Source organism: Streptomyces sp. NPDC048290 (genome assembly GCF_040652095.1).
Lineage (GTDB): Bacteria > Actinomycetota > Actinomycetes > Streptomycetales > Streptomycetaceae > Streptomyces.
This window is the reverse complement of record NZ_JBEZLM010000013.1, coordinates 50198-69488: the sequence shown is the minus strand read 5'-3', so window position 1 is coordinate 69488 and position 19291 is coordinate 50198. Positions and strand designations below refer to the sequence as shown.

21 protein-coding genes are annotated in these 19291 nt (G+C 73.4%); 13 read left to right on the top strand and 8 right to left on the bottom strand.

Going from position 1 to position 19291, the window contains the following annotated elements:
- Positions 1-59 precede the first annotated feature (59 nt).
- From AB0D49_RS23035 to AB0D49_RS22990, 10 genes are all read left to right on the top strand, one after another.
- Positions 60-425 carry a TraR/DksA C4-type zinc finger protein gene (locus tag AB0D49_RS23035; protein ID WP_362760854.1) on the top strand — a complete coding sequence of 122 codons (366 nt, stop codon included), beginning with the start codon at positions 60-62 and terminating at the stop codon, positions 423-425.
- The gene (locus AB0D49_RS23030; RefSeq protein ID WP_362760364.1) at positions 422-1240 is read left to right on the top strand and encodes a hypothetical protein; all 819 of its coding nucleotides are present in this window, start codon (positions 422-424) and stop codon (positions 1238-1240) included. The genes AB0D49_RS23035 and AB0D49_RS23030 overlap by 4 nt, the downstream gene beginning before the upstream one ends.
- A 349-nt stretch (positions 1241-1589) precedes the next feature.
- On the top strand, positions 1590-2180 hold the full coding sequence (locus tag AB0D49_RS23025; RefSeq protein WP_362760362.1) for a hypothetical protein: 591 nt from the start codon (positions 1590-1592) through the stop codon (positions 2178-2180).
- A gap of 218 nt (positions 2181-2398) precedes the next feature.
- Positions 2399-3274 (top strand): ribokinase, encoded by an 876-nt coding sequence (locus AB0D49_RS23020; RefSeq protein ID WP_362760360.1) that lies wholly within the window; start codon positions 2399-2401, stop codon positions 3272-3274.
- On the top strand, positions 3271-4308 hold the full coding sequence (locus AB0D49_RS23015) for an ABC transporter permease (RefSeq protein WP_362760357.1): 1038 nt from the start codon (positions 3271-3273) through the stop codon (positions 4306-4308). The genes AB0D49_RS23020 and AB0D49_RS23015 overlap by 4 nt, the downstream gene beginning before the upstream one ends.
- Positions 4309-4369: 61 nt before the next feature.
- The gene (locus AB0D49_RS23010) at positions 4370-5404 is read left to right on the top strand and encodes a substrate-binding domain-containing protein (RefSeq protein WP_362760354.1); all 1035 of its coding nucleotides are present in this window, start codon (positions 4370-4372) and stop codon (positions 5402-5404) included.
- Entirely contained in the window at positions 5404-6933 is a 1530-nt protein-coding gene (locus AB0D49_RS23005) for a sugar ABC transporter ATP-binding protein (RefSeq protein ID WP_362760351.1), read from the top strand. Before AB0D49_RS23010 ends, AB0D49_RS23005 begins: the two co-directional genes overlap by 1 nt.
- Before the next feature lie 47 nt (positions 6934-6980).
- On the top strand, positions 6981-7436 hold the full coding sequence (gene rbsD / locus AB0D49_RS23000) for a D-ribose pyranase (RefSeq protein ID WP_362760348.1): 456 nt from the start codon (positions 6981-6983) through the stop codon (positions 7434-7436).
- A 90-nt stretch (positions 7437-7526) separates the two neighbouring features.
- Positions 7527-8252, top strand: coding sequence for a deoxyribose-phosphate aldolase (gene deoC / locus AB0D49_RS22995; protein WP_362760345.1), 726 nt, complete (start codon positions 7527-7529; stop codon positions 8250-8252).
- 111 nt (positions 8253-8363) lie between these two features.
- Positions 8364-9122, top strand: a complete 759-nt coding sequence (locus tag AB0D49_RS22990) for a GntR family transcriptional regulator (RefSeq protein WP_362760342.1) — start codon at positions 8364-8366, stop codon at positions 9120-9122.
- 43 nt (positions 9123-9165) lie between these two features.
- On the opposite strand, the gene AB0D49_RS22985 is transcribed toward AB0D49_RS22990, so the two are convergent.
- The 8 genes from AB0D49_RS22985 to fae form a co-directional block, all read right to left on the bottom strand.
- The gene (locus AB0D49_RS22985; RefSeq protein ID WP_362760339.1) at positions 9166-9831 is read right to left on the bottom strand and encodes a DUF305 domain-containing protein; all 666 of its coding nucleotides are present in this window, start codon (positions 9829-9831) and stop codon (positions 9166-9168) included.
- Between the two features lie 102 nt (positions 9832-9933).
- On the bottom strand, positions 9934-10374 hold the full coding sequence (locus tag AB0D49_RS22980; RefSeq protein WP_362760337.1) for a DUF6153 family protein: 441 nt from the start codon (positions 10372-10374) through the stop codon (positions 9934-9936).
- A 321-nt stretch (positions 10375-10695) separates the two neighbouring features.
- Entirely contained in the window at positions 10696-11880 is a 1185-nt protein-coding gene (locus tag AB0D49_RS22975) for an iron-containing alcohol dehydrogenase (protein WP_362760334.1), read from the bottom strand.
- Positions 11881-11907: 27 nt separating this feature from the next.
- Entirely contained in the window at positions 11908-12840 is a 933-nt protein-coding gene (locus AB0D49_RS22970) for an NAD(P)-dependent oxidoreductase (RefSeq protein ID WP_362760331.1), read from the bottom strand.
- Between the two features lie 58 nt (positions 12841-12898).
- Entirely contained in the window at positions 12899-14464 is a 1566-nt protein-coding gene (locus AB0D49_RS22965) for an aldehyde dehydrogenase (protein ID WP_362760329.1), read from the bottom strand.
- Entirely contained in the window at positions 14461-15573 is a 1113-nt protein-coding gene (locus tag AB0D49_RS22960; protein WP_362760326.1) for a mandelate racemase/muconate lactonizing enzyme family protein, read from the bottom strand. The genes AB0D49_RS22965 and AB0D49_RS22960 overlap by 4 nt, the downstream gene beginning before the upstream one ends.
- A complete protein-coding gene (locus AB0D49_RS22955) occupies positions 15570-15698 on the bottom strand; it encodes a hypothetical protein (protein WP_362760323.1) in 129 nt (42 codons plus the stop codon). The genes AB0D49_RS22960 and AB0D49_RS22955 overlap by 4 nt, the downstream gene beginning before the upstream one ends.
- Positions 15695-16234, bottom strand: coding sequence for a formaldehyde-activating enzyme (fae, locus tag AB0D49_RS22950; protein ID WP_362760320.1), 540 nt, complete (start codon positions 16232-16234; stop codon positions 15695-15697). Before fae ends, AB0D49_RS22955 begins: the two co-directional genes overlap by 4 nt.
- Before the next feature lie 255 nt (positions 16235-16489).
- Here fae and AB0D49_RS22945 point away from each other — a divergent pair, with 255 nt between their 5' ends.
- The 3 genes from AB0D49_RS22945 to AB0D49_RS22935 all read left to right on the top strand — a co-directional run bounded on the left by AB0D49_RS22945 (position 16490) and on the right by AB0D49_RS22935 (position 19288).
- The gene (locus tag AB0D49_RS22945; protein WP_362760317.1) at positions 16490-17275 is read left to right on the top strand and encodes an IclR family transcriptional regulator; all 786 of its coding nucleotides are present in this window, start codon (positions 16490-16492) and stop codon (positions 17273-17275) included.
- Between the two features lie 67 nt (positions 17276-17342).
- Entirely contained in the window at positions 17343-17510 is a 168-nt protein-coding gene (locus AB0D49_RS22940; protein ID WP_362760314.1) for a hypothetical protein, read from the top strand.
- Positions 17511-17806: 296 nt separating this feature from the next.
- Positions 17807-19288 (top strand): NAD-dependent succinate-semialdehyde dehydrogenase, encoded by a 1482-nt coding sequence (locus tag AB0D49_RS22935; protein ID WP_362760311.1) that lies wholly within the window; start codon positions 17807-17809, stop codon positions 19286-19288.
- Positions 19289-19291 lie beyond the last annotated feature (3 nt).

Below are 19291 nucleotides of genomic sequence, written 5' to 3'. Positions count from 1 at the left end.
ATCTGTCCGCCGACGACCGGTCGTCCGGGGGCTGTGCGCTGAGGGCTGACCTGTCCGCCATCGGTCCGCCGTCCGGTGACCGTGCGCCGACGGCCGACCTGTCCGCCGACGATCTCGCCGCGATCCGCGAGGACCTGCTCGAACAGCGGGCCTTCCGCGAGGAGCAACTGCGCCGGATCGCCGCCGAGGGAGACGGTTCCCCGGCCCGTGTCGAGGTGCGGATCACCCTCGCCGCGTCCGCGCGTATGGTGCTCGCCGACGTCGAGGCCGCCCTGTGCCGGATCGCCGAGGGCCGCTACGGGCGCTGCCGGACCTGCCGCCGCCCCATCGGCCGCGCGCACCTGCTGATCGTCCCGCAGACCCGGTACTGCGCCCGCTGTCAGCGGGGACCTGGTGAAGGGCCCGTGCGGGAGGGCGGGCGATGACCGCCCTCGACGTCCCCCGGCACCGGATGGGGCCGCCGTGCCTCCGGTGCCGTTGTGTCGCGCTGGATCTGGGCAGCGCCCGCGCCCGCGCCTGGGTCTCCGGGCACGGGCTGGTGCCGGCCGTCCCGTTCCCGGGTGCGGAACATCCGGTCCGGCGCGGCGACATCGTGGACGTGCCCGGCGCTGCCCGGCTGATCGACCGGCTGGTCGGCGGCGGGTCGTCCCGGGCGACCCGGCCGCTGGTGGTGGTCACCACCCCGGTGATGTCCGGCCCCGGCCACCGGGAACGGGTCCGCGCGGCGGTCCGGGTGCTGCGGCCCCGTGCGGTGCTGACCGTGCCGGGCGCCCGCGCCGTCGCCGTCGCCGCCGGGGCGGACCTGACCCGGCCACTGCTGGTGGTGGACATCGGGGCCCACCTCGCCGAGGTGGTGCTGCTGGTCGACGGCGCCGTCCACGACGCCCGGCGCACCGCGCTCGGCACCGGCGACCTCGGCACCGGGACCGCCCCGGCGGACCTGGCCGCGACCGTCGTCACCATGATCGGCTCGATGCTGCGCCAGGACCGTACGGCGCTGGTCGCGGACGACCGTGCGGCGCTGGTCGCGGACGCGCTGGACCGGGGCGCCCTGCTCGCGGGCGGCGGCGCGCTGCGCCCCGACCTCGTCCACCGGCTCACCGTCGGTCCGTACCCGCCGCCACGGCCGGTGCCCGCACCGCACACCGCGGCGGTCCGGGGCGCCGCCGAGCTTCTGCGCTCCGCGCACATCCATCCGTCCGCTGGCGGCGCGGCGCCGTCCCTTCCGTGCCCTGGCTGAGCCCGCCGTCCCTTCCGCGCACCGGCGGTGGGGCGCCGTCCCACCTGTCCACCGGCGGTGTGGCGCCGCCGCTTCCGCCCCCGGCTGATATCGCCTCCCTCCCGTCCACTGGCGGTGCGACCCCGCCCCACCCGTCCACCGGCGGTGTGGCGCCGCCTCTCCCGTCCCTCCGCTGAGCCCGCGCCTCCCCCCGGTCCCCCCGCCACCCAACCCCCCGATTCCCCGTCCCCACCCCAGGTCGCCCCGGCCGGTGTGCCCGCACCGGTCGGGGCGGCGCCGCATCCCCTTCCGGGCCGATGACCCCGTTCTGACGTCCCCTCAGCCTCCGTCCACCGCAAGGAGGTCCCCCGTGTCCGGTGTCGTACCGTCCGCGCAGCCGCCGCCCCCGCTGCCCGAACGTCCCGTGCGGCCCGTCCGGTTCTGGCGTTGGCGCCGCAATCCGCTGCGCCGCCGCACCGACCGGATCGAGGCCCGGATCACGCTGGCGCTGCTGCTGCTCGTGCCGCCGCTCGGATGCGCGGCCCTGGTCGCCGCGGGCGACACCGCCCAGCGGCACTACCGCGCCGTCGCCGAGCGCGAGGCCCGCACCCGGCACCAGGTCACCGCCGTCGTGATCGGTGCCGCCCCGCCGGCCGAGGTCCGCCTCACCGCCCCGGACGGCCGGACCCGGACCGTCCTCACCGCCGTTCCGCCCGGACGCACCGCGGGCGACACGGTCCGTGTCTGGGTCAGCTCAGACGGCACCCCCACCGGACCGCCGATGCCCGCGGGCGAGATCCGCAGCCGGGCCGTCGGCTGGGCGATGCTGGCGTTCCTCACCGTCGCCCTGCTCGGGTACGCCGTGCACGCCATCGCCGTCCTGGCACTGAGGTGGCGCAATCTCGCCGCCTGGGACGCCCGCTGGGCGGAGACCGCACCGCGCTGGACGACCTCCCCCTGAGACACCGCCCGCGCAGGCTCCCCCGGGCTGGGTCTCCGGCCCGGCTCTGTGTCCGCCCCGGCCGTATGTCCGGAAACGACACACAAAATTCTTCTCGGCGCAACGATTGACTATGGACATCCCTGTACCTACGCTCTCGCATGTTCATGGTTGTCCCTACACAAAGCGGTGTGCCGATGAAGATCGCGGTTGTCGGAAGTTACGGAGCCGGCCTCACCATGAGGCTCCCGAAGGCTCCGGTGGCGGGGGAGACCGTCTCGGGCGGTGTGTTCGATCCGGGCCCCGGCGGCAAGGGCAGCAATCAGGCCATCGGTGCCGCCCGGCTCGGCGCCGAGGTCGCCCTGCTGACCGCCGTCGGCGACGACGACTTCGGCCGGGCCGCCCGCGAACTGTGGCGCCGCGAGGGCGTCGACGCCCGGCATGTCGTCACCGCCCAGGCCCCGACCATGGTCGGCTTCATCCTGGTCGAACCGTCCGGCGAGAACCGCATCGCCATCGCGCCGGGCGCGCTCGACGCCCTCGACGCCACCGCCGTGGCGGGCTTCCGCGCCGAGATCGCCGCCGCCGACGTCCTCGTCGTCTCCATGGAGATCCCCGAGGCGGCCGTCGTCGCCGCGCTGCGCACCGGCCGTGAGACCGGCACCCGGACCGTGCTCAACCCCGCGCCCGCCCGGCCGCTGCCCGACGACTGCTGGCCGCTGATCGACGTCATCATGCCCAACCAGACCGAGGCCCCCGTGCTCCTCGGCCTCGCCGACGGGCACGGACTGGACGACGAGGACCTCGTCCGTGCCCTGCGCGAGCGCACCGGTGGCGCGGCGATCCTCACCCGGGGCGGCGAAGGCGCCCTGATCGCCCAGGAGTCCGGTCTCACCCGGGTGCCCCCGCACCCCGCCGGGACCGTCGTGGACACCACCGGCGCCGGGGACTCCTTCACCGCCGCGCTCGCCGTCGCCCTCGCCGAGGGCCGGACCCTGGAGCGGGCCGCCGCGTTCGCCGCCGCCGCGGGCGCCCACACCGTGACCCTCGCGGGCGTCGTCCCCGCCCTGCCCACCCGAGACCAGCTCACCGCCCGGATTGGAAACGCGCCGTGACCACGACGACCCCGAAGCCCCCGGCCACCGCCGCGCCCCCGCCCGCCGGGACCGCCCGCCGGACACCCGAGGCCCTGCGCCGGCTGCTGCACGCCCGCGAGGCCGGGGTCTTCGCCGCGCTGGTGCTGCTGTTCCTGCTCGGCACCGGGCTCTCCCCGACCTTCGCCTCCTCCGACAACCTGCTCTCCGTCGGCCAGCAGATCGCCCAGATCGGCATCATGGCCGTCGGTGTCACCTTCGTGATCCTCAACGGGGAGATCGACCTCTCCGTCGGCTCCACCTACGCCCTGTCCGCGATCTCCACCGGCATGCTCATCTCCGACGGCTGGAACTGGACCGCCGCCATGCTGGTCGGCCTCGCCGTCGGGGCCCTCGCCGGACTGCTCAACGGGCTGGCGGTGGTGCTGCTGGGCGTCCCGTCCTTCATCGTCACCCTCGGCACGCTCAGCGTCTTCCGCGGGGTCGCCCTGCTGATCTCCGACGGCGCCCCCATCTCGCTCAGCTCCTCCCAGCCCGGCGTCGCCGACTTCAACCTCCTCGGCCAGGGGCGGCTGTTCGGCGTGATCCCCATGCAGTTCCTGTTCTTCGCCGCCGTCGCCGTCATCGGCGTCGCATTGCTCGCCCGCTCCCGGTTCGGCTTCAACACCTACGCCGTCGGCGGCAACCAGGAGGCCGCCCGGCTGGTCGGCATCGACGTCAAGCGGGTCAAGCTCACCGCGTTCGTGCTGTCCGGGTTCACCGCCGGACTCGCCGGGGTCCTCGGTCTGTCCTTTCTCTCCTATGTGCAGGGCGTGACCGGACAGGGCCTGGAACTCACCGTCATCTCGGCCGTCATCATCGGCGGCGCCGCGCTCTTCGGCGGCTCCGGCACCATGTGGGGCACCGTCATCGGGGTCGCCTTCATCGGCCTGCTCCAGAACATCCTGAACATCAAGGGCATCTCGTCCTTCTGGCAGACCGTCGTCACCGGACTGGTCATCGTCGCCGCGGTCGCCGCGGACACCTGGCAGCGCCGCCGCAAAGCCCGCGCCTAGCCACCACCCCTCTCGGCATCACCCGCACCCCCCGACCCAAGGACACGACAAGGGAGTCACCATGTCCCCGCGCACCCTCCTCAGATCCCTCGCCGCCAGCACGGCCGCCGCCGCGGCGCTCGCCCTCACCGGCTGTGGCGCGGTCACCTCCGCCGACGCCTCCGGCGGCTCCGCCGACGACGGCTCCTTCCAGCTCGCCCCGTACATCCAGCAGCGGGTCGACGACGACAAGCCGCTGCGGATCAAGCTCAGCTACCACGACCCGTCCCTCGCCTTCGCCACCCCGATCGCCGCCGGTATGGACAAGGCGGGCAAGGAACTCGGCGCCGAGGTCCAGCTGATCGGCCCGACCGGCGGTGACGCGGGCAAGCAGGTCTCCGAGATACAGACCCTGATCCAGCAGAAGGCGGTCGACGGACTCGCCGTCTCCTCCGCCTCCAGCGACGCCCTCAAGCCGGTGATCAGCCAGGCGTACAAGGCCGGAATCCCGATCATCTCCTTCAACACCGACAACCCCGACTCCGAGCAGATGGGCTTTGTCGGCCAGGACCTGAAGGGCTCCGGGAAGGCCCAGGCCGAGCAGCTCCTCAAGGAGCTCGCGGGCCAGGACGTGAACGGCAAGTCCGTCGTCGTGTTCTCCGTGGACACCGGGGCGGGCTGGTCGCACGACCGGTTCAGCGGCTTCGAGGCGGGCATGGCGGGCAGCGGCCTCAAGGTGGTCGGCCCGGTCAACGTCGGCAACGAGCCCAACGCCGCCTACAACACCGTCGAGTCGACCATGTCCGGGAAGAAGGACGTCGTCGCCGTCGCCGGGCTCGACTGCTGCTCGACCACCGCCGCAGCCAAGTGGGTCGCCGGGTCCGGTCAGGCCGACAGCATCATCATGGGCGGCTTCGACCTGCTCACCCAGACCGCCGAGTACATCGACCGGGGCGTCCTGGACTTCTCCATCAGCCAGAACCCGTCCGAGCAGGGCTACCAGGCGGTCAAGGTGCTGCACGACTTCCTCACCGCGGGCACCGAGATCAAGGGCGTCGACACCGGCGCCCAGTTCATCACCGCGGACAACCTCGGCTCCGCCACCGTGGAGGACTGATGCCCCCCGCCACGCCCGGTGCCGCCACCGCCGTCAGTGTCCGTGGACTGACCCGGAACTTCGGTCCCGTACGCGCCCTGCACGATGTCTCCTTCGACGTCCCCGCGGGTGAGATCACCGCCCTGCTAGGGGAGAACGGCGCCGGGAAGTCCACCCTGCTGAAGATCCTCGCCGGACTCCAGCCGCCCAGCGACGGCACCGTCACCGTCTTCGGCGAGAAGGTCACCTCCTACGACCCGGCGACCGTGCTCGGCCGCCACGGCGTCGCGATCGTGCCGCAGGAACTGTCGCTGCTGCCCGACCGCAGCGTCGCCGAGAACGTGCTCAGCGGTGTCGAGCCCGGCAGCCGCTGGTTCCCGTCCCGGCGCCGGATGGTGGAGCGCACCGCCGAACTCCTCGCCGAACTCGACCTCCCCCTCGACCCGGGCACCCCGGTCCGCACCCTGGACCTGGCCACCCAGCAGCTCGTCGTGGTCGCCCGGTCCCTCGCCCGGGGCTGCCGGGTCCTCATCCTGGACGAGCCGACCGCGATGCTGACGCCCGCCGAGGCCGACCGGCTGTTCGCGCTGATGGCCACCCTCAAGGCGGCCGGGACGACCATGCTGTACGTCTCCCACCGGATGCCCGAGGTGTTCCGGCTCGCCGACCATGTCCAGGTGCTCCGCGACGGCGGCCATGTCGCCTCCTGGCGGCGCGCCGACACCACCCCCGAGCAGGCGGTGGCCGCCATGGTGGGCCGCGAACTGGGCCAGTTCAGCCGGCGGGTCGGCGGACGGTCCGACGACCCCGCCGTCCCCCCGGCCCTCGCGGTGCGCGAGCTGAGCGGACGCCGCCACCACGCGGTCTCCTTCGAGCTGCGGCCCGGTGAGATCCTCGGTGTCGCCGGACTGCCCGACTCCGGCCGGGTGGAACTGCTGCACAACCTGTTCGGCGGAGACCGGGGCACCGGCGGCACCGTCGAACTCCTCGGCGCCCCCTACGACAAGCGCGACCCCATCACCAGCGTCGGCCGCCGCCTCGCCTTCGTGCCCGGCGAACGCCGCGCCCAGGGACTGCTCACCACCATGAGCGTCGGCGAGAACATCGGCGCCCTCACCACCAAGGCGTTCAGCAGGCTCGGCATGGTCCGCCGCCGCGCCTTCGACGCCCGCGCCGCCGACCAGGCACAGCGGCTGCGGGTCAAGACCGCCACCATGGGCCAGCCCATCACCAGCCTGTCCGGCGGCAACCAGCAAAAGGCCGTCCTCGGCCGCTGGCTGGCCATCGACCCCGGCGTCCTCATCCTTGACGAACCCACCCGGGGCGTGGACATCGGCGCCAAGGCGGAGATCTACGCCCAGCTCACCGCCCTCGCCGAGGACGGCCTCGCCATCCTCTGCTCCTCCTCCGACCTGCCCGAACTGCTCACCCTCACCGACCGGATCGCGGTCATGAGCGAAGGCCGGCTGGTGGACGTCGTGGACAGCGCCGAAGCCACCGAGGAATCGATCATGGCCCTGGCCACCGGAGCGACCCCCGCCGCCGCCTGACCCCCACGACCCCCACGACCCCCACGACCTCCGAAGGAGAACGCACCATGAAGCGCTCCGGCATCCTCAACGCCGAACTGAGCGGCGCCCTGGCCACCCTCGGCCACACCGATCTGCTGCTCGTGGTCGACGCGGGCTTCCCCGTGCCCCGCGACGCCCACCGCATCGACCTCGCCCTCGCCGAGAACCTGCCCGACCTGCGTACGGTCCTCGGACTGATCGCCGACGAGATCGTCGTCGAGGGCGTGGTCCGCGCCGAGGACGTCCCCACCCACAACCCCCGGCTCGACAAGTGGCTGCGCTACCGGTTCTCCGGAGCCGAGTTCAGCGTCCGCCCGCACACCGACATGCTCGGCGCACTCGCCCGCGAGGCCAAGGTCGTCGTCCGCACCGGCGCCTTCGAGCCCTGGGGGAACATCGGCCTCCACTGCGGCGTGGACGCGCCCCGCTGGTTCGGCGGCGAAGGCGTCGTCGTCCCCCCGCAGTACGCCTCCAAGGTCTGAGCCACCCGGCTCACCCCCTCAGCCCCCTACACCCCCCCTCATCACCCCTCATCACCCCCCACCACATCGCACCACAGAGGAGAACATCCCGTGTCCGACACCACCGCCACCGCGGTCGACCCCGCGCTCGGCCCCGACCTCACCCCGGCCCGGCTGGCGCCCTACATCCAGCACACCAAGATCGACCCGGACGCCACCCGCGACGCCATGGTCGCCCACGCCCGCGAGGCCGTCACCCACGGCTTCAACGCGGCCATGGTGCCCGCCTCCTGGATACCCGTGGTCGCCGCCGAACTCAGCGGCACCGGGGTGGAGGTCGCCTCCGCCCTCGACTTCCCCACCGTCGGCGTGATGACCAGCGCCGGCAAGGCCGCCGAGGCCGCCGAGATCGCCCGCCTCGGCGCCACCCAACTGGACATCGGCGTCCAGGTCGGCTGGCTCAAGAGCGGACGCTACGACGACTTCCGCGAGGACATCGCCGGAGTGGTCCGCGCCTTCGGCGGGCCGGTCAAGGTGATGCTCGAACTGCCGCTGCTGACCGACGCCGAGAAGGACGCCGCCGTCGACCTCGCGATGGAGGCGGGCGTGGCCTTCCTGAAGAACGCCAGCAGCGGACAGATCGAGACGGCCAACCCGAGCAGCGTTCGCTACCTTGTCGAACGGGCCCGTGACGGTGTCCGCGTCAAGGCGTCCGGCGCCATCAAGACCTACCCGCAGGCCGTGGAACTGCTCCGCGCGGGCGCCGCCCTGCTCGGCACCAGCGCCGGACTGGCGATCATCACCGACACCGGTGACGCCTCGACGGTCAGCTACTGACCTGCCGTCGCCGCCGTGCCCCGGCCGACTACCGTGGGCCGGGGCACGGCGGCCCCCCGACCGGAGCGACACCCGTCCTCCGGGACGACCCGTAAAGGAGACACGACGACCGTGACGGACGGCAATGGGGGACTCCCGGACATCAAACGCGATGTCCCCACGGCGATCCACGCGCAGATCTCGGAACACATCCGGCTGCGGATCGCCGGTGGAGAATGGCCGCCCCACTACCGCCTCAAGAGCGAACTGGAACTCGCCGAGGAGTTCGGCGTCAGCCGCGGCACCCTGCGCCGCGCCCTGACCACCCTCATCGAGGAGGGACTGCTGCGCCAGGTCCGGGGCCGCGGCACCTTCGTCACCTCCACCACCATCGAACCCGCCATCGCCCAGAAGCTGAGCACCCTCTCCGAGGACTTCGCCAGCCAGGGCGTGGTCACCACCACCTCGGTGCGCGAATGCTCCCTGATCGTGCCGCCGCAGCCGGTCGCCGCCCTGCTGGACGTCACCCCCGGCACCCGCGTACTGCGCCTGGTCCGGGTCCGCTCCACCGCCGAGGGCCCGGTCGCCCTGCTCTTCAACTTCGTCCGGACCGACCTCGCGCCCGGTATCGAGCAGACCGACTTCACCACCTCCAGCCTCTTCGGCGTCCTGGAGGGCACCTACGGGCTGAAGATCGCCACCGCCCGCCGTACGTTCAGCGCGGAGGCGGCGGCCCCCGAGGTCGCCGAGGCGCTGACACTCACCGAGGGCGCGCCCGTGCAGTACCTCCAGCAGGTCACCTACCTCGCCGACGACCGTCCGGTGGAGTACTCCGACGTCTGGATCCACAGCGGGCGACTGCGGGTCACCTCCCTGCTGCTGCGCCGCTGAGCCCCACCGGGAAGGGGGGCTCAGCGGCGCGGGGTCCAGCCGGTCAGCCCTTGCCGAGCAGCCCGTTCATCCGCTCGATCTCGGCGGACTGGGTGGTCACGACGGCTTCGGCCATGTCCAGCGCGGGCTGGTAGGCGCCGTCCTTCTGCTCGGTCTCCGCCATGGTCACCGCGCCCTCGTGATGCTTGACCATCAGCGTCAGGAACGCGGTGTCGAACGCCTTTCCGGACGCGTTCTCCAGGTCGGCCATCTCCTCGTCGGTCATCATCCCGGACATGTCACCGGAGGCGTCACCGGACATGTCGTGCCCGGCGTGTCCGGAGCCCTCCGGGACCTCCTCGCCCCACGCGGTGAGCCAGCCGGTCATCGTCCGGATCTCCGGGTCCTGCGCCGCCTTGATCTCCTCGGCCAGCTTCCTGACCTCGTCGGACCCGGCGCGGTCGGCCACCAGATCGGCCATCTCCACCGCCTGCCGGTGGTGCGGGATCATGCCCTGCGCGAACGCGATGTCGGCCGCGTTGTGCGCGCCCTGAGAGGCGGAGGCGGAGGCGGGCGCGGAGGCCGAGGGGGACGCGGCGGCGCTGGTGCCGCCGTGGCCGCCGTGCCCGGTGTCGCCGTCGCCGGACCCACAGGCCGCGAGGACGAGCGCGGCGCCGGTGCCGAGCGCCGCCAGGGCGGTACGGCGGAAGAACGTACGGTGTGCGGTCATGCTGCTGGAACTCCTTGTGCTGCGCGCCGCGAACGGGCGCGAAAGGGGAGGTGAGACGGGCCGGAGCACGGCGGCGGACATACCGGTGCCGTGCGGGGGTCTCTAGATCCTCAGGAGTTGCAGTTCCGCCAGATCGGGCGGCGCCCGCCCGCTGTCGGTCGCGGCGGGCAGCCCCGGCGCCGGACCGGGGGCGGCCATCCGCTCGACGGCGGGCAGTAGCGCGGGAGTGGCGTACGAGGTGGAGACCCCGCTCGCCGCGCAGGTCATGTCGGCGTGCCGCAGATGCCCGGACGTGCCGTCACCGGGTGCCGCCCGCACACAGTGGACCTCGTGGGGGGCGCTGAGAGCGGGGGCGATGCTCGGGGTGTCTCCGTGGGCGGCCATCGCGGAGGTCGTCGTCGTGCCGTGCGCCGAGTGCGGCGCGGGCGCCCCGCCCGGCCCCAGCCCGTGCATCGCGAGCACACCCGCGAGGACCGTGAACACCAGCAGCAGTGCCGCGCGCCCCGGGGGGCGTCGGCGGGCGCGCTGCGCGGTGCTGGTCACCGGGCCATCGTAGAGGCTGCCCCCGGCGCCGCCCCGCGGGGCGGCACGAACGGCGGCCGACGGCACCCGTACGGCCGCCGGACCGCTACGGCTGTGGGGCTGCCGGTGCCGTCCTGCACCGCCTTACGGCCGCCGGGGTCGCCCTGCACTGGACGGACGCCGGAGCCTCCGCAGCCGTGCGGCCGTCGGGGTCGTCCTGGACCGTGCGGACACGGGAGCGTCCACCGCCGTGCGGGCGTCGGGGTCGTCCTGGACCGTGTGGACGCCGGAGCGTCCACCGCCGTACGGACGCCGCCGTCCGCGCCCGCTCAAGCGTCCCGTTCAGGCGCCCCCGTATGTCCGCTCCAGGATGTCCCGTACGTCCGCCTCGGTCGGTTGCCGGGGTGCGTTCTTCGTCACCGCGTCCGCCACCGCGCCCGCCGCGATCGACGGCAGCATGGCGCGTTCGGTGCCCAGCTCGCGCAGTGGGCGCTTGATGTCCAGCGCGCCGGACAGGTCCCGTACCGCCGTGACACAGGCCCGTGCCCAGTCGCCGTCGGCGGGCGGGGCGACCCGCATGGCCCGTGCCGCCCGCTCGTAGGCGGCGGTGGCGGCCGGGGCGGTGTACTCCAGGACCTCCTCCAGCACGGCGGCCAGCGCCACACCGTGCGGGGTGCCGGTGTGCGCGGTCAGGGCGTGGGCGACGCCGTGCACCAGACCCAGCCCGGACAGCGTGAGCGCCTGGCCCGCGAGATGCGCGCCCATCATCAGCTCGGCGCGGGCCTCCAGATCGGTGCCGTCCCGGTGGGCGACCGGCAGCGCACGGCTCACCAGGGTCACCGCCTCGGTGGCGTAGGCGACGGAGAACGGGTTCGCGCCGCGCGAGGCCAGCGACTCGATGCCGTGCACCAGCGCGTCGATCCCGGTCGCGGCGGTCGCCGGGGCGGGCAGACCGAGCGTCAGCTCCGGGTCCAGCAGCGCGATCCGTGGCCGCACCGACGGATGCCCGATGTACACCTTGCGGTGCGCGACGGCGTCCTCGATCACCCCGAAGCCATTGGTCTCCGCGCCGGTCCCGGAGGTGGTGGGCACCGCGATCAGCGGCAGCCCGTCCGCCGCCTCCCACAGATGGTCGGCGTCGGCGGCCACCGCGTCCGGGTTGCCGGTCAGCAGGGAGATCCCCTTGGCCGCGTCCAGCACGGAGCCGCCGCCGAGGGCGACCACCACGTCCGGACGGGACTCCCGGGCCCGCGCGGCGCCCGCGTCGACATTGCCGGTGGACGGGTTGGGCGCCACCTCGTCGTAGACCGTGTACGGCACTCCGGCGGCGTCCAGGGTCTTCAGGGCGCGGTCGGCGACGCCCGCCGCGCGCAGCCCCCGGTCGGTGACGACGAACGCCCGCCGTCCGCCGAGGGAGTCGATCAGCTCGGGCAGCCGGGCGACGGAGCCCGCGCCGAACTCGACCCGGCACCCGGGTTCGACGCTCAGCGGGGTGTGCGCGAGCGGTTCGCGCGTGAAGAGGGTCATGGCAGCGGCTCCTGGGAGGGCGGGGCGTCAGACGGTCAGGGCGTCGTCGAGGGCGGCGGCCGGGTTCGGCAGCCGGAACGGGCGGCCCGCCAGCTCCTCGTAGAGCCGGACCGGGCTCATCTCGCCCGCGAGGTCGCCGTGGTGGGCCTTGGAACGCCGGTAGATCTGCTCGACCAGCGCGGACAGTTCGGTGGAGACCCCGACGTCCCGGCCGAGGTCGACGGCGAGCCCGAGGTCCTTGCAGGCCAGCACCATCGCGAAGGAGTCGTCGTAGTCGCCGTCGGCGAGCACGCTGAGCACATCGTGCTCCAGGAAGTGCGAGGCGGCCGGGCTGGCGAGCAGCGCGCCGCGCAGCACCCCGAGGTCGACGCCCGCCTTGACGCCCATCGCCAGCACCTCGGCGGAGGCCACGAGATGGGTGAACCAGAGCAGATTGATCATCAGCTTGACGGTGTAGCCCGCGCCGAGCGGGCCGACGTGCAGGATGCGGTCCGGGTCGCCCATGGCCTCCAGCGCGGGCAGCGCGATCCGGAAGTCGTCGTCCAGTCCGCCCACGAAGATCTGGAGGGTGCCCGCCTCGGCGCCCCGGGCCATCCCGCTGACCGGCGCGTCGAGCCGTCGTATCCCGCGCCGGTCCAGGACGTCCGCCGCTATCCGTTCGGCGGTGGCCGGGACGGACGTCGACATGTCGATCCACAGCGCGCCCTCGGGCAGTGCTTCGGCGGCTCCGCCGCGCAGCAGCACGTCCTCCACGATCCTCGGGTTGGGCACCATCGTGATCAGGAACTCGGCGTCCCGGGCGCACTCGGCGGGCGTGTCGGCCCAGCGCGCGCCGAGCGCCAGATGCTCGGCGGCGGCATCCGGCCGGGTGTCGTGCACGGTGACCAGATGGCCCGCGTGGATCAGGTGGCGGGCCATGTGGCGTCCCATGTTGCCCAGACCGATGAAACCGATCCTCATCGATGTCCTCGCTGCGGTGAGAAGGGGAGAAGGGGAGAAGGAAGGAGATACCTGGTGGCTATGCGAGATTGACCCAGGTCGTCTTGAGCGCGGTGTACGCGTCCAGGGCGTGCAGGGACTTGTCGCGTCCGGCGCCGGTGGCCTTGAAGCCGCCGAACGGGGTGATGACGTCGCTGGCGTCGAAGGTGTTGATCCACACCGTTCCGGCGCGCAGCCGCCGGGCCGTGCGGTGGGCGACGGTGATGTCCCGGGTCCACACGGAGGCGACCAGACCGAAGTCGCTCTGGTTCGCGAGCCGTACGCCGTCCTCGGGCGGGCCGTCGTAGGTCACCACGGCGAGGACCGGGCCGAAGATCTCCTCCTGGCCGACCACCGAGGCGTTGTCCACGCCGTCCAGGACGGTCGGCTCGACATAGCTGCCGCCGGTCGCGGTGAGCACCCGCCCGCCGCCGAACAGCACGTCCGCCCCGTCGCGCGTGCCGCGCTCGATATAGCCGAGCACCTTGGCGAGCTGGGTCTCGTCGACGATGGGGCCCATCACGGTGGCCGGGTCCAGCGGGTCGCCGACCCGGAAGGTGTCCGCGCTGATCCGCTGGACGGCGGCAAGGAGTTCGTCCTTGACGGAGGAGTGGACCACGACACGCGACCCCGCGTTGCACGTCTGTCCCGCGTTGTAGAAGATGCCCCAGGCCACGGCCGAGGCGGCGGCCTCGATGTCCGCGTCGGCCAGCACGAGCTGCGGCGACTTGCCGCCCGCCTCCACGGCGACCTGCTTGCCGTTGGACTCGCCCGCGTACACCTGGAAGAGCCGGGCGACCTCCGCGGAGCCGGTGAAGGCGATCTTGTCGACGTCCGGATGGCGGCCGAGGGCCTGGCCCGCGATCTCGCCCCGGCCGGGCACCACGTTCAGCACCCCGTCCGGGAGCCCCGCCTCGGTGGCCAGCTCCGCGAGCCGCAGCGCGGCCAGCGAGGTCTGCTCGGCGGGCTTGAGGACCACGCTGTTGCCGGTGGCCAGCGCCGGGCCCAGCTTCCAGCTCGCGATGAGCAGCGCGTAGTTCCACGGCACGACCGCGCCGATCACGCCCAGCGGCTCCCGGGTGATCAACGCCAGCGCGTCCCCGGGGGTCGGCGCGACCTCGTCGTACGTCTTGTCGACGGTCTCGGCGTACCAGGCGATCGTCTCGGCGGTCTTCGCCACGTCGATCCGGAGCGACTCGGTGATGGGCTTGCCCATCTCCAGGGTGTCCAGGAGGGCGAGTTCGGCGGCGTGCGCGCGGATCAGGTCGGCCCAGCGCAGCAGGACCGCCTTCCGCTCGCGCGGGGCGAGAGTGCGCCAGCGGCCGTCGTCGAAGGCGGTCCGCGCGGCGCGCACCGCCCGGTCCACGTCGGCGACGGAGCCCGCCTGCACCTGGGCGAGGACCGTGCCGTCGCGCGGGGAGGTGGTCGGGAAGGTGTCTCCGGAGGCCGCGTCGGTGAAGGCGCCGTCGATGTAGGGGCGGGTCTCGAAGGTGAGCCGGGCGGCGGTGTCGCGCCACTCGTCGTAGGACCGGGTCAGCAGCTTCTCGATCGGGACGCCCCGCAGGGAGGCGGCGCTGTGCGGGAGGTTCTCGTCGGGGTGGGTCACTTGATTCTCCAGCGGTCGATCGCGTCCTCGTCCAGTTCCACGCCGAGACCGGGCCGGTCCGGCACCTCCAGACAGCCGTCGGGGGCCGGCCGGACCGGCTCGGCGAGCATGAAGTCCCGGCGTTCCGGGGTCCAGCCGGGCGGGTCGTAGGGGAACTCGAAGTACGGTCCCCCGCCGACGCCCGCCGCCACGTGCAGGTTCGCCAGCACACCGATGCCGTTGGTCCAGCTGTGCGGGGTGAACTGACGGTGTTTGAGCTGGGCCAGCTCGGCGAGGGTACGGGCGCGGTGCATCCCGATCGCCAGCACCACGTCCATCTGGTACACGTCGAGCGCGTCCTCTTCGAGATAGCGCAGCAGCTCGGTGGGGGAGTGGTGCATCTCCCCGGCCGCGATCCGCACCCCCGGGTTCTCCGCCCGCAGCCGCTTGAACCCGTCCAGATCGGCGTACGGCAGCGGCTCCTCGACCCAGAACACATCCAGTTCGGCGAGGCGGGCCACGGTCCGCCGGGTGCGGGCCAGATCGGCGGCGGGGGCGGTGTCCCCGGCCATCCGCCAGGACTGGTTGAGGTCGACCATGATGTCGAAGCCGTCGCCGAGTTCCTCGCGCACCGCCCGTACGGCGGCGATGCCCTCGTCCACCCGGTCCCGGTCGATCCGGATCTTCAGCGCCCGGAACCCGGCCTCGCGCACCTTCAGCGCGGTCGCCACCCGCTCCTCGGGCGACTTCAGCTCACCGGAGGAGGCGTACGCGGGCAGCCGCTTGGTCGTGTTGCCGAACAGCTCGCTGACCGGACGGCCGTGCACCTTGCCGATGATGTCCCACAGCGCCGCCTCCAGCGGCCAGTAGGGCGCGCCGTGGAAGCTGGCCGTCTCGATGGCCCGGACGTGCCGGGTGATCTGGAGCGGGTCCTCGCCCACGAAGAGGTGCCGGTAGGTCTCGAAGCCGTCCATCAGATCGCCGGAGCCGACGCCGGTGACGCCCTCGTCGGTGTGCACCCGGACGATCGTGGCGTCGAAGTGGCCGCGCGGCTCGGGGTCCCAGGCGGCGCGGAACGGCGGGTCCAGCTCCAGCCGGAGCCGGTCCAGGGTGATGTCGGTGATCTTCATCGGGCCAGCACCTCGGGGCTCGGGGTGGGGGAGGGGTTCATCGGGCGGGGCGCCTCGGGGTTCGGGGTGGGGGAGGGGTTCATCGGGCCGGGCGCCTCGGGGCTCGGCGTGGAGTGGGGGTTCATCCGGCCAGCACCTCGGGGCTCGGGGTGTAGAACGGGTTCGACGGGCCGTCCGCCGCGGCGGCCTCGATCTCCTTGAGCGTCGGCGTCCCGGTGACGGCGGCCCGGACGGCACGGTGGGCCGCGGCGCGCTGGTTGCGGAAGGCGGCGTCCAGGTCGCCGACCGCCGGGTTCACCCACACCGCGGCGATGATCAGCAGGTCGTCGGCGTCCTCGGCCGGGAGCAGTCCCTCCGTGACCGCGTCCAGCACGCCCTGTGCCAGCCCCGCCTGGGCCGCGCCCCAGATGGCCCGCCCGTGCAGTTCGCCCGCGGCGGCGGCCTTGGTGACGAACAGGGTCAGCGGCTTCACCGGCACGGACGGCCGCAGCACCGTCAGGAACGGCACATGACCGGCGCTCGGGGTGGCGAGCGCGGTGGCCCAGGCGGTCTCCACCGGGCCGCCCTTGCGGCCGATCACGACGTTGGTGTGCGCGGCGTCGGCGCCGTCACCGACGAAGGACTCGCCGATCAGCGCGGTCGCGGCGAAGGGGGAGGGCATCAGAACTCCTGGGCTAGGGGGGCCACGGTGGGGGAAGAAAGCGAAAACGGGGTGACGAGGGTGGGCGAACCGCGCATTCGGCGCAGTTCATCCGGCCCGATGACGGCGAATCTAGGTCGGGCGGTACCGCGTCGCAAGACGGCCAGGGGAATCGCAATCACGGTTGCTCTCCGGACAACTCCATGGCTGACCTGGGGCTTCTCACCCCGTTTCACGGCCCCTGGGCCGGTCCCGGAGCCTAGGATGACGCGGGTGATGGAAACCCCCTCGGGCACCCGTGGCCATGGATTGCGCCGGGACATCGATCTGCTGGAGGCCCTCGCCTCGCAGGAGGCGCAGCACGCGGGCGGGCTCGGCGTGGTCCGCCTGGCGCAGCTCGTCGGCCGGGAGAAGACGCAGGTCTCGCGCGCGCTGAAGGCGCTGGCCGCCGAGGGCATCGTGGAACGCGACCCGGACACCCTGGAGTACCGGCTCGGCTGGCGGCTGTTCTCCCTGGTCGCCCGTACCTCGCAGAGCCGGCTGGTCCGGGTCGCCGAACCGGCGATGCACGCGCTCTCCGCGGAGCTGGAGGAGACGAGCCACCTGTGCGTCCTCAGCGACCGCGAGGTGCTCACCCTGCTGTCCGTCTCCGGGCACGACTTCCGGGTGCACGGCTGGGAGGGTCGCGGCGCCTCCGCCATGCAGACCTCCGCCGGACGCGTCCTGCTCGCCGACGCCACCCCGGACGAGCTGTACGTCCGCTTCGGCACGGCCACCAGGATGCCGGTACCGGAGTTGTGGGCGCTGATCCAGGAGGCCCGGCAGCGCGGCTACGCCCGGGTCAGCGAGGAGTTCGAGTCGGACCTCGTCGGGGTCTCGGCGCCGGTCCGCGACTTCCGTGGCCGGGTCGTCGCCGCGCTCAACATCTCCGCCCCCAAGGCCCGCCTCGGCGACCACCTGGACGAGGCGGGCCGTACGACGGCACGGGCGGCCGGGCGGATCTCGGCCCTGCTCGGCTGGGAGCCGCGGCGGGCGGCACCGGCCCGCGCCCGGCTGACGTGAGGGGGGGCAGGCGTACGGGGTGCTCGTGCGGGGTGCCCCTGGGGGGCGTCCGCGTGGAGTGCCTGGCATGTGGGTGCCGCGCGGGGTGCCGGTCATGTGGGCGGCGTACGGGGTGCCGGTCATGTGGGCGGCGTACGGGGTGCCGGGCATGTGGGCGGCGTACGGGGTGCCGGGCATGTGGGCGGCGTACGGGGCGCCCGGCATGTGGGCGGCGTACGGGGCGCCCGGCATGTAGGCGCCGCGCGGGGCGCCCGGCACATGGGCGCCCGCGCGAGGACCCGTACGCGGGTGCCCGCGCGTGTCGGCGTTCCGCTCGCCCGCGCGGGGCGCGCCGTCCCCTTCCTACTCGTTCCCGCTCGCCCCCGTGACCCCGCCGTTGCCGCCCCGTCGTCCGCCCGCATGATCCGGCGGTTGCCCTCACAGCAACCCCCATTGCGATCCGGCTGACCAGCCTTGTCGCTGTCATGACGCGCTCGTAAATTCACCGCGCATTGGACGGATCACCGTCCGGAACGGAGAAAAGGGCAGCTCATGAACCTCGTCGGGATCGAATCCCTCGCCAAGGCACCTGTCGCCGAGGGCGATCTGCTGATCGGCGGGCAGTGGCGCCCGGCGGCCGACGGACGGGTGTACCCCGTCCAGGACCCGGCGACCGGCGAGCTGATCCGCGAGGTCTCCGCGGGCGGTCCCGACGACGCCCGCGCCGCGGTCGACGCCGCCACGTCGGCCGCGGCCGGATGGCGGGCCACCCCGCCCCGGCGCCGCTCGGAGATCCTGCACCGGGCGTTCGCCCTGATGCGCGAGCACGACGACACCCTCGCCCGGCTCATCGTGCGGGAGAACGGCAAGGCGTACCGGGACGCCCTCGCCGAGGTCGGCTACGCCGCCGAGTTCTTCCGCTGGTTCGCCGAGGAGGCCGTGCGGATCGGCTCGTCCTTCGGTGACGCGCCCGCCGGTGGCTTCCGGCATGTCGTGCGCAAACACCCGGTCGGCGTCACCGCGTTCGTCACCCCGTGGAACTTCCCCGCCGCCATGGCCACCCGCAAGATCGCGCCCGCGCTCGCCGCCGGGTGCCCGGTGCTCCTCAAGCCCGCCCCCGAGACACCCCTCACCGCCCTCGCCGTCGCCGCCCTGCTCACCGAGGCCGGACTCCCCGACGGTCTGCTCAATGTGCTGCCCACCGACCGGGCGCCCGAGGTGGTCTCCGGCTGGCTCGGCGACGAGCGGGTCCGCAAGTTCTCCTTCACCGGCTCCACCGCCACCGGCCGGCTGCTCCTCGCGCAGGCCGCCGAGCGGGTCGTCAACGTGACCATGGAACTCGGCGGCAACGCCCCCTTCGTGGTCTGCGCGGACGCCGATGTCGACGCCGCCGTGCGCGGAGCGATGGACGCCAAGATGCGCGGCGGCGGCGAGGTCTGCATCGCCGCCAACCGCTTCTATCTGCACACCGATGTCGCCGCCGAGTTCACCTGGAAGTTCGGCGCCGCGATGACCGCCGTCCGCGCCGGCCACGGACTCGGGGACGGCGTCACCCTCGGCCCGATGATCAACCGCGCCGCCGTCGACAAGATCCGCGCCCTGGTCGACGACGCCGTGGCGCGCGGCGCCCGGATCGCCGCCCGTGGCTTCGTGCCCGACGGCCCCGGTCACTTCCACCCGGCGACCGTGCTGAGCGACGTCCCCGACGACGCCCGCATCCTCCATGAGGAGGTCTTCGGCCCGGTCGCCCCGCTCACCGTCTTCACCGACGAGGACGCGATGATCGCCCGCGCCAACGCCACCGTCCACGGCCTCGCCGCCTATGTCTACTCCCGCGATCTCGGCCGCGCCCTGCGGATCGCCGAACGCCTCGAAGCCGGGATGGTCGGTGTCAACCGGGGGCTGCTCTCCGACCCGGCGGCCCCCTTCGGCGGCGTCAAGCAGTCCGGACTCGGCCGCGAGGGGGGCCGGGAGGGCATCGAGGCGTTCCTGGAGACCCAGTATCTGGCCCTGGACTGGCCGACGTCCGACTGACCG